5 protein-coding genes are annotated in these 7,414 nt (G+C 61.9%); 1 reads left to right on the top strand and 4 read right to left on the bottom strand.

Annotated features, from left to right (window positions below):
* The 4 genes from ACFDTC_RS14065 to ACFDTC_RS14050 form a co-directional block, all read right to left on the bottom strand.
* On the bottom strand, positions 1 to 1,162 hold a 1,162-nt coding region (locus tag ACFDTC_RS14065), incomplete at its 3' end, for a hypothetical protein (RefSeq protein ID WP_375259514.1).
* Positions 1,149 to 2,672 carry a site-specific integrase gene (locus tag ACFDTC_RS14060; RefSeq protein WP_375259513.1) on the bottom strand — a complete coding sequence of 508 codons (1,524 nt, stop codon included), beginning with the start codon at positions 2,670 to 2,672 and terminating at the stop codon, positions 1,149 to 1,151. The genes ACFDTC_RS14060 and ACFDTC_RS14065, both read right to left, overlap by 14 nt.
* Positions 2,669 to 3,895: a hypothetical protein gene (locus tag ACFDTC_RS14055; protein WP_375259512.1), complete on the bottom strand. Its 1,227-nt coding sequence runs from the start codon at positions 3,893 to 3,895 to the stop codon at positions 2,669 to 2,671. Before ACFDTC_RS14055 ends, ACFDTC_RS14060 begins: the two co-directional genes overlap by 4 nt.
* Before the next feature lie 664 nt (positions 3,896 to 4,559).
* On the bottom strand, positions 4,560 to 6,860 hold the full coding sequence (locus ACFDTC_RS14050; RefSeq protein WP_375259511.1) for an adenosylcobalamin-dependent ribonucleoside-diphosphate reductase: 2,301 nt from the start codon (positions 6,858 to 6,860) through the stop codon (positions 4,560 to 4,562).
* A 119-nt stretch (positions 6,861 to 6,979) separates the two neighbouring features.
* On the opposite strand from ACFDTC_RS14050, the gene ACFDTC_RS14045 reads away from it, so the two are divergent.
* Positions 6,980 to 7,411 (top strand): DUF1489 family protein, encoded by a 432-nt coding sequence (locus ACFDTC_RS14045; RefSeq protein WP_375259510.1) that lies wholly within the window; start codon positions 6,980 to 6,982, stop codon positions 7,409 to 7,411.
* Positions 7,412 to 7,414: the final 3 nt, after the last annotated feature.

The following is a 7,414-nucleotide window of genomic DNA, read 5'->3' as shown; positions in this document are numbered from 1 at the left end:
CCGCGGTCCTGGCTCCGAGATACACTTCCCCGCGTTCTGCGGCTTTGATTTGTTTAACCATCCTCGCCACACTTGCCCGAGATACATTCAGCTCACGCGAAATGGCAGATAGATTGCCTTCATACCGCTCTAGAAGGTCCGCGATAGGAAACCACTGCGAGCGTTTGCCTCGCGAATAATATGCCCAACGCAGGTCGATCATCCGGTGCTCGGGGTCGGCGATCCAATCCGCCAGCCACAATCGCAGGAAATACTCAAGCACCGAATCAGGAGCACGAACGACAGATGACCAGTCGGTGGGCGCATTTTGAGCCAAGGCCTGTGCCCTATGGCGAGCTGGCTCCGTCACCGCACGGATGTGTTCCACGGCATTTACGACGATGTCGGCAAGTTCTGGCGGCACGGGGCGTGGCGCGGCTTTTCCATGTTTCGAAACGAAACTGCGCACTAGAAGCGTGCCCTCGTCTTGGATGAGGCAATCGACGGGAAGCGCGAGGAGTTCACTTAGGCGAAAGCCGGTGGCGACGGAAATTGCAATCGCGGCGAGAAAGAAGCGGTCGCGATCGGACAGATCCGGGTCATGCCTGGCGGCGAGGAGATCGGCCACGACGGCGTCAGGAAGAAGCTTTCCGTAGCGGCTCTCGTCGGTCGCCTCTCGTCCATGCACTGCTGCCGGCCGCAGCGTTGATGTGTAATCGAGGTGCAGTCCGGTCTGCCGATTCAGCCATGTCGCGACGCGCTGAAGATCGGCGCACGCGCGCGCGGACGTTCCTTGCGCATAGCGATCCTTCAATAACCGTTCGACGGCGAGGAAGTCTTCCGTCTTGAGAGTGGAAAGAGGGCGCGAGCCAATTTGATTGCCCAAGTGGACGAATACGTTGAGCGCTGCACAGAGGGACGCTGGCCCGACCTGGCGCTCCACGATCTGCCAAAGGGAGTGAGCGCGGGCGACGGCTCGAAGCTCGCAATGCGCAACGCGGGTGAAATCGATCGTATACGTTTTTACGTCCGCGCGACGATGCAGCGGTGCAACATTCCAGGTGTCGGACTCCGGGTTAAGCCAATCCGGTACGCTAGAGAAATAGCGCGGCAGCGCGTCGACGAGCGATGCAGAGCCGCCGGCGTCGCGAATAAGAACTCGCAGCGTGTCAATCGCAGTCATCCGAGGCCTCCTGATCGATGAGGTCTATGACCTCCTGCACGCCAGCAGCGATGCGATCGAAATCTTTAATGGCTTTGGAGCGGGAATTGCTTCTTTCGACGGCGCGCCAACGCGCGTACTCGGCCTCGACAAAGTCCAGCACCTTCTGGTGTTTGGCATTGCGGAACGCTAGGAAATGCGCGCAGGAGTAGCAGCTAAAGAGCGGATGGACGGGGCAGGTCCCGCCTTTGCCGCACGCGCCGACAGCAGCGGGCGCGCTCGGGTCAGGAACAACTATGCGGCGGTTGAGGGCTTCTTCGCGGTCGACAATCTTGCCCTTGAACCAGGCCTCACGCATCATTGAGAATCGGCCGCCAAGGTTGCGATCCGCTTTTTCGAATGTGGGAAGAAACTCGGCGCCGACAGCGTCGATGTAGTGCCGCGCGGATATTCCATTGGCATGCTCGAGAACATCTTGGATGAGTTCGAGCGGATAGCCTTGCATCGCCAGGTGCGTCGCGCCTGTGTGCCGGATTCGGCGCATATTGATGTGCAGAAGCTGTCCTGTGCGCGGGCTGATGATGCTTCGTTTCTTCACCCATTCTTGCGCCGCGTGTTTGGCCTGAGAGGCGTTTGGCGCGATAACGCGCAACGCAGCAGTGCCAAATGATCCAAAAGAGATAGGAAGCAGCAGGTCCTTAGAAACAGCCGCACCCTTGATCTCAGGACGGGAACGATAGGTGTCGATGTCATCGGCAAGATCGGCAGGTATTGGCAGCCAAGGCGCGCTAGCTCCTGTCTGTGCCTTGACCGTTGGAACACGGAGGTCGGCCGTTGTTCCAACGGTCGTCGAGATACGACGCAGCCCATCGGCGGCAATGGAAATTAACTGGGAGGGGCGGCGGAGAGTAGCGAGGCTAAGGCGAACAATGAGGCGCCCGAAATGCTCATACAGCCCTTCTGTTTCCGGCGGAGACAGGTGGGCGCGCAGTACTTCCAGCTCGGCGGATGTCATGGAGCCATCATGTGGATTCCATTCGAGTACCGATCGCTTCCAATTCAGTCGGCGTTTGGCGGTCCAGTCTTTCAGAAGGAGCGACATGGCGTAGGCCCCATGGGGATCGTACGCCTCGATGAGCTCGGGGAGCAGCCCGCGCAAATAGGGCCGCAGGTCGCTGTGAACCGCGTCCCAGAGAACGCGGACCTTTTCGCTGTTGAGAAGATCGTCGGCCCGGAGACGTCGACCCTTGATGCGCAGATCGGCCGTGACTTGGATAATTTGTCGATACTTGTCGAGGGCCGAAGGCGATTGGCGACGCATGCGGCGCTTCAGCGTGTCTTGGAGAAGGCTATGTAGATTAGGGTCTAGGTCCTTTGGCCACGATAGCGTGAACGTCTTCTGTAGACGTTTTCCGGTCCAGCGCTCTTCCGTGACGGATAGAAAGGTAGGACGATTGGGGTCGAATTCGTTCTTAATGAAACGCGCACCATGCGAATCGGTCCAGAAGCCTGATGTGGAATCGAAAATCACTCCAAGGCGTCCCAACGGTTGGAGCCGTTCCAGATGGCAATGCCAGTTCGCGCACGATCTTTCCTCGCGCGTCTAACATAGCAGTCGAGGCTACCCGGATCGCGCCAGCCGCCCCAGTAAATGAGGTCACCAAGGCGTATGGTGCGCTCGGTCGGAAATTCGATGCCTGCAACCGCGCTGTAAGCGCGATTGAAGAATGCGTGGCGGGCAAGGTGCCAGGAGAATAAGACTCCGGTGTTGTGTTCGATTGCCTTTGCTAGGTTTCGGGCGGTAAAAACAGACAGCGGGTTTCCCTCATCGTCCACAAGCAAATAGGTGTGGGACAAAACTGGTCGCCGAACGACACGTCCGCTTGCTCGACGTACGCGCTTCAAGCGGTGATCGACTTGATAATCAATTACAAGATGCGGGAAAGCAGTGTTAGAGAGAATCGGAGCCAGATCGCGCCCAAGCGTCTTCGGACGCGGGGCATAGACGCCGCGTGGATCCGGCGAGCCTTTGCGGTCCTCGATGCGGACGACACGGAAAGCGGGATTGGCGCGACTCGGGCAATCCTCCAGTCTCAGCGCCAGAATCTCGCCGATGCGCATGCCGAACTCGATGGCCAACCGCCAGATCAAGTAGGCGCGCACCCAACGCGGCTCTGCATTGTTGGCTTTTGCAGCGCTGTGAAGAAACGTCTCGACGGTCGAGATGTCGTCGTCGGAAAGATCTGGAGCCGCGGAGTCCGCGGCCTCTTTGATGTGCTGGCTCTTCCATGCTCTCCGCGATGTGCGGTGGAGGGCGTCGAGCAGGACGCCACGGGGCAGCTTCTCATGGGCGATGTCGTAGTACTGGTCGACGAACCAAGTCACCATGCGCTCGGCCCCGGCTAAGTGCGCGTTGTAGGTCTTAATGCTAGCGCGCGTGAGCGTTGCGGCGTCTTTTCGGCAACGCATTTCGAGCCAGTGGGCGAAGGCCTCAATATCCCTGATGTCGAGCGGTATGCCGGCAAGAAGCTGACGCTCCAGGTCAATGTTCGTGTCGTTCGCCCAAGAGAGGAGTGCCTGCGCTGACGTTAGGGCTCGGTACAGCGTGTTTGGGGACGCGCAGCGCCGGCTGAGAGAAGCCTCATAGAGAGAGCCGATGATCGAGGGTTGATATGTATTCGCGTTCTGAAGAATGCCGCGAGCCTGACCTTGCGGGGTTTGAAAGCGGCGAAGGGCGACGGAGTAGCTGCGCATGGAATAACCGGACAACACCTAGGCGTTAGATCCGAAACTACATCACATGGTGTACGAGCAAAGTTAAAATGTCCCGCATCTAAGCAGTAGAAGCGCTGCACATCGCTGTTTGGGCGGGAATGGAGTGTGGCCGAGGGAATGCTGGTCATGAGCGAGCGTGAGCTGAACAGGGTTGAAGTTCTTCGTCAGGTGTCCGGGGGCTTTGCTGGAAAGGCGTGCCGCTGCCATTTCGTCTCTTCAACGAGGGTCAGCGCGTCACCCACCCGGCGATCACCGAGAACATGCCACCGCCGAAGACGCTTCGCGAAGGCAAGCAGCGAAACAAATGCGAAAGGACCGGTCGCACGCTCCCTGGACGCCCATCGTTGATGAAGCTCTACTACCAGAGAAGCCGCGCGGAGCGGCAAGCACGCACAGCCGATCAGGGCTCCGATACTTGAGGTCTCCGCCCTGCTCGGCTGCGCTTCCGTCGTGCTTCACCGGGACACTTCTGCTTCGCGGAACCCCGAAAACTGGACAAGCTAATCGGCTAATTAGCGAAATCTATTCTGTCTACCGTGCTCGCGGCCCCCTCTTGTTCAGAGTAAAAAAACACCATCGATTCAGCGCATTCGCGGTGCCACCGAATAGATGCGGCATGTCCGTTACTGAACTTACCGTATGGCTATTGACACTTGCTGTGCCCGCAGCTGAGGCAGGTCATGCAGCCCTCGACCATCTGCAGGTCGTATTGGCCGCAGCTGGGGCAGGGCTTGCCTCGCGGGGTGCCGAGGTTGACGACCTGCGCGGTCGGGTCGGATTTCAGGCCGGTGCCCTCGCCCTCGAGGAAGCCGATGGCGACCATGTGCCGCTCGATCACGCCGCCGATCGCGGCCAGGATCGAGGGGATGTACTTGCCCTGCACCCAGGCGCCGCCGCGCGGGTCGAAGACGGCCTTAAGCTCCTCGACCACGAAGCTCACGTCGCCGCCGCGGCGGAACACGGCCGAGATCATGCGCGTCAGCGCCACGGTCCAGGCAAAGTGCTCCATGTTCTTCGAGTTGATGAAGACCTCGAAGGGCCGCCGACGGCCGCCGACGATGATGTCGTTGATCGTCAGGTAGATGGCATGCTCGCTGTCGGGCCACTTGAGCTTGTACGTGGCACCCTCCAGCTCCGACGGACGCTCCAGCGGTTCGGACATGTAGACCACGTCGCCGTGGGGCTGCTGCGGCTCTGCGTCGTCGGGGGCGACGAGCTCGGGCGCCGGTTTCTCGGCCTTCGGCTTCTCCGGCGCGACGCTCAGCACGCTGCCGGTGACGTCGTTCGGCCGGTAGGTGGTGCAGCCCTTGCAGCCGGTTTCGTAGGCTTCGAGATAGACGCTCTTGAACGCCTCGAACGAGATGTCCTCGGGGCAGTTGATCGTTTTCGAGATCGAGCTGTCGATCCAAGGCTGCGCCGCGGCCTGCATGCGCACGTGATCGAGCGGCGCCAGCGTCTGGGCGTTGACGAAATGCTCGGGCAGGGGGGCGTCGCCCTTCAGATCGCGCCACATCTGCACGGCGTAGTCGACGACCTCTTCCTCGGTCCGGCTGCCGTCCTTCTGCAGCACCTTGCGGGTGTAGCTGTAGGCGAAGACCGGCTCGATCCCCGACGACACGTTACCGGCGTAAAGCGAGATGGTCCCGGTGGGCGCGATCGAGGTCAGCAGCGCGTTGCGGATGCCGTGCTTGCGCACCGCGTCGCGCACGTCGTCGTCCATGCGGCTCATCATGCCCGAGGCCAGGAAAGGCTCGGCGTCGAACAGCGGGAAGGGGCCCTTTTCCTTCGCCAGCTCGACCGAGGCGAGGTACGACGCCCGCGCGATGCGGCGCAGCCACTCGCCGGTCTTTACCGCGGCTTCTTCCGATCCGTAGCGCAGGCCGGTCATCAGCAGCGCATCGGCAAGGCCGGTGACGCCCAGGCCGATGCGGCGCTTGTTGCGCGCCTCCTCGGCCTGCTGCGGCAGGGGGAATTTCGACGCGTCGACGACGTTGTCCATCATCCGCACCGCGGTCGCGACCAGATCGTCCAGCGCCGCGTCGTCAATCCCGGCGTCCTCCTCGAACGGGTTCTGGACCAGGCGGGCGAGGTTGATCGAGCCGAGCAGGCAGGCGCCGTAGGGCGGCAGCGGCTGCTCGCCGCAGGGGTTCGTGGCGGCGATCGTCTCGACGTAGTGCAGGTTGTTCTGCTGGTTGATGCGGTCGATGAAGATCACGCCCGGCTCGGCGTAATCGTAGGTGGCCTGCATGATGCGGTTCCACAGGTCGCGCGCCTGCACGGTGTGATAGACCTTGTCGCCGAACGTCAGGTCCCACGACCCGTCCGCCTTCACCGCCTCCATGAACGGGTCGGTAACCAGCACGGACAGGTTGAACATGCGCAGCCGCGCGCTGTCGGACTTGGCTGCGATGAAGTCCTCGATGTCGGGATGATCGCAGCGCATCGTGGCCATCATCGCGCCGCGGCGCGAGCCCGCGGACATGATCGTGCGGCACATCGCGTCCCAGACGTCCATGAAGGACAGCGGCCCGCTGGCGTCTGCCGCCACGCCGTGCACCGCCGCGCCGCGCGGCCGGATCGTGCTGAAATCGTAGCCGATGCCGCCGCCCTGCTGCATGGTCAGCGCGGCCTCCTTCAGCATGTCGAATATGCCGGCCATCGTGTCGGGCACGGTGCCCATGACGAAGCAGTTGAACAGGGTCACGCTGCGGCTGGTGCCGGCGCCTGCGGTGATGCGGCCTGCCGGCAGGTACTTGAAGTCCTCGAGCGCGGCGTAGAACTTCTCTTCCCAGGCGGGCGCATCTTTCTCGACCGCGGCCAGCGCCCGGGCGATGCGGCGCCAGCTGTCCTCGACCGAAAGGTCGACCGGTGTGCCGTCCGCCTCTTTCAGGCGATACTTCATGTCCCATATCTGTTCGGCGATGGGGGCGGCAAAGCGTGACATGGCGGTCGATTCCCTGTTTCCGGCAGGCGATCAATCTAGCGCATTTGGCCATGCGACCACAACTGATTGAAGCGCGCGGAGTGTCAGCTACAATATACGTGGGAATTGGGGAAGAATCTGTGGATAAGCACATCCATCTTCTGAAATTGAGCGCCGGCACCGAAAGCGTCGAGCAGCTGGTCGCGTGGCAGAAAGGCCACGCCCGGCGCTTCGCGGACGGCCTGCCGCGCCACGTCACCCGGATGTGGCCCAAGAAGCAGCCCGAGATCGAGTCCGGCGGCTCGATCTACTGGGTCATCAAGGGTCTTATCCAGGCCCGCCAGCGCATCGTGCGACTGGACGAGGTCTCGGGCGAGGACGGCATCCGCCGCTGCGCCATCGTTCTCGACCCGGTGCTGGTGCGCACCACGCCGGCGCCGCGCCGCCCGTTCCAGGGCTGGCGCTACCTGGCGCCCGCCGACGCGCCGCGCGATCTGCCCGCGCACCGTCAGGCCGAGGACGCGCTGCCGCCGGAACTGGCCGGCGCGCTGGCCGAGATCGGCGTGTTCTGAGCA

It is taken from the genome of Citreimonas sp. (assembly GCF_042096055.1).
Taxonomy (GTDB): domain Bacteria; phylum Pseudomonadota; class Alphaproteobacteria; order Rhodobacterales; family Rhodobacteraceae; genus Citreimonas.
Note: the sequence above shows the minus strand (reverse complement) of the source record. Positions and strands in the feature narration are given on the sequence as shown.

What these genes read in the sequence shown, in the direction of transcription:
- ACFDTC_RS14055 (WP_375259512.1), bottom strand. Translation starts at nt 3,895, where the DNA reads ATGCGCAGCTACTCCGTCGCCCTTCGCCGCTTTCAAACCCCGCAAGGT.
- ACFDTC_RS14050 (WP_375259511.1), bottom strand. Translation starts at nt 6,860, where the DNA reads ATGTCACGCTTTGCCGCCCCCATCGCCGAACAGATATGGGACATGAAG.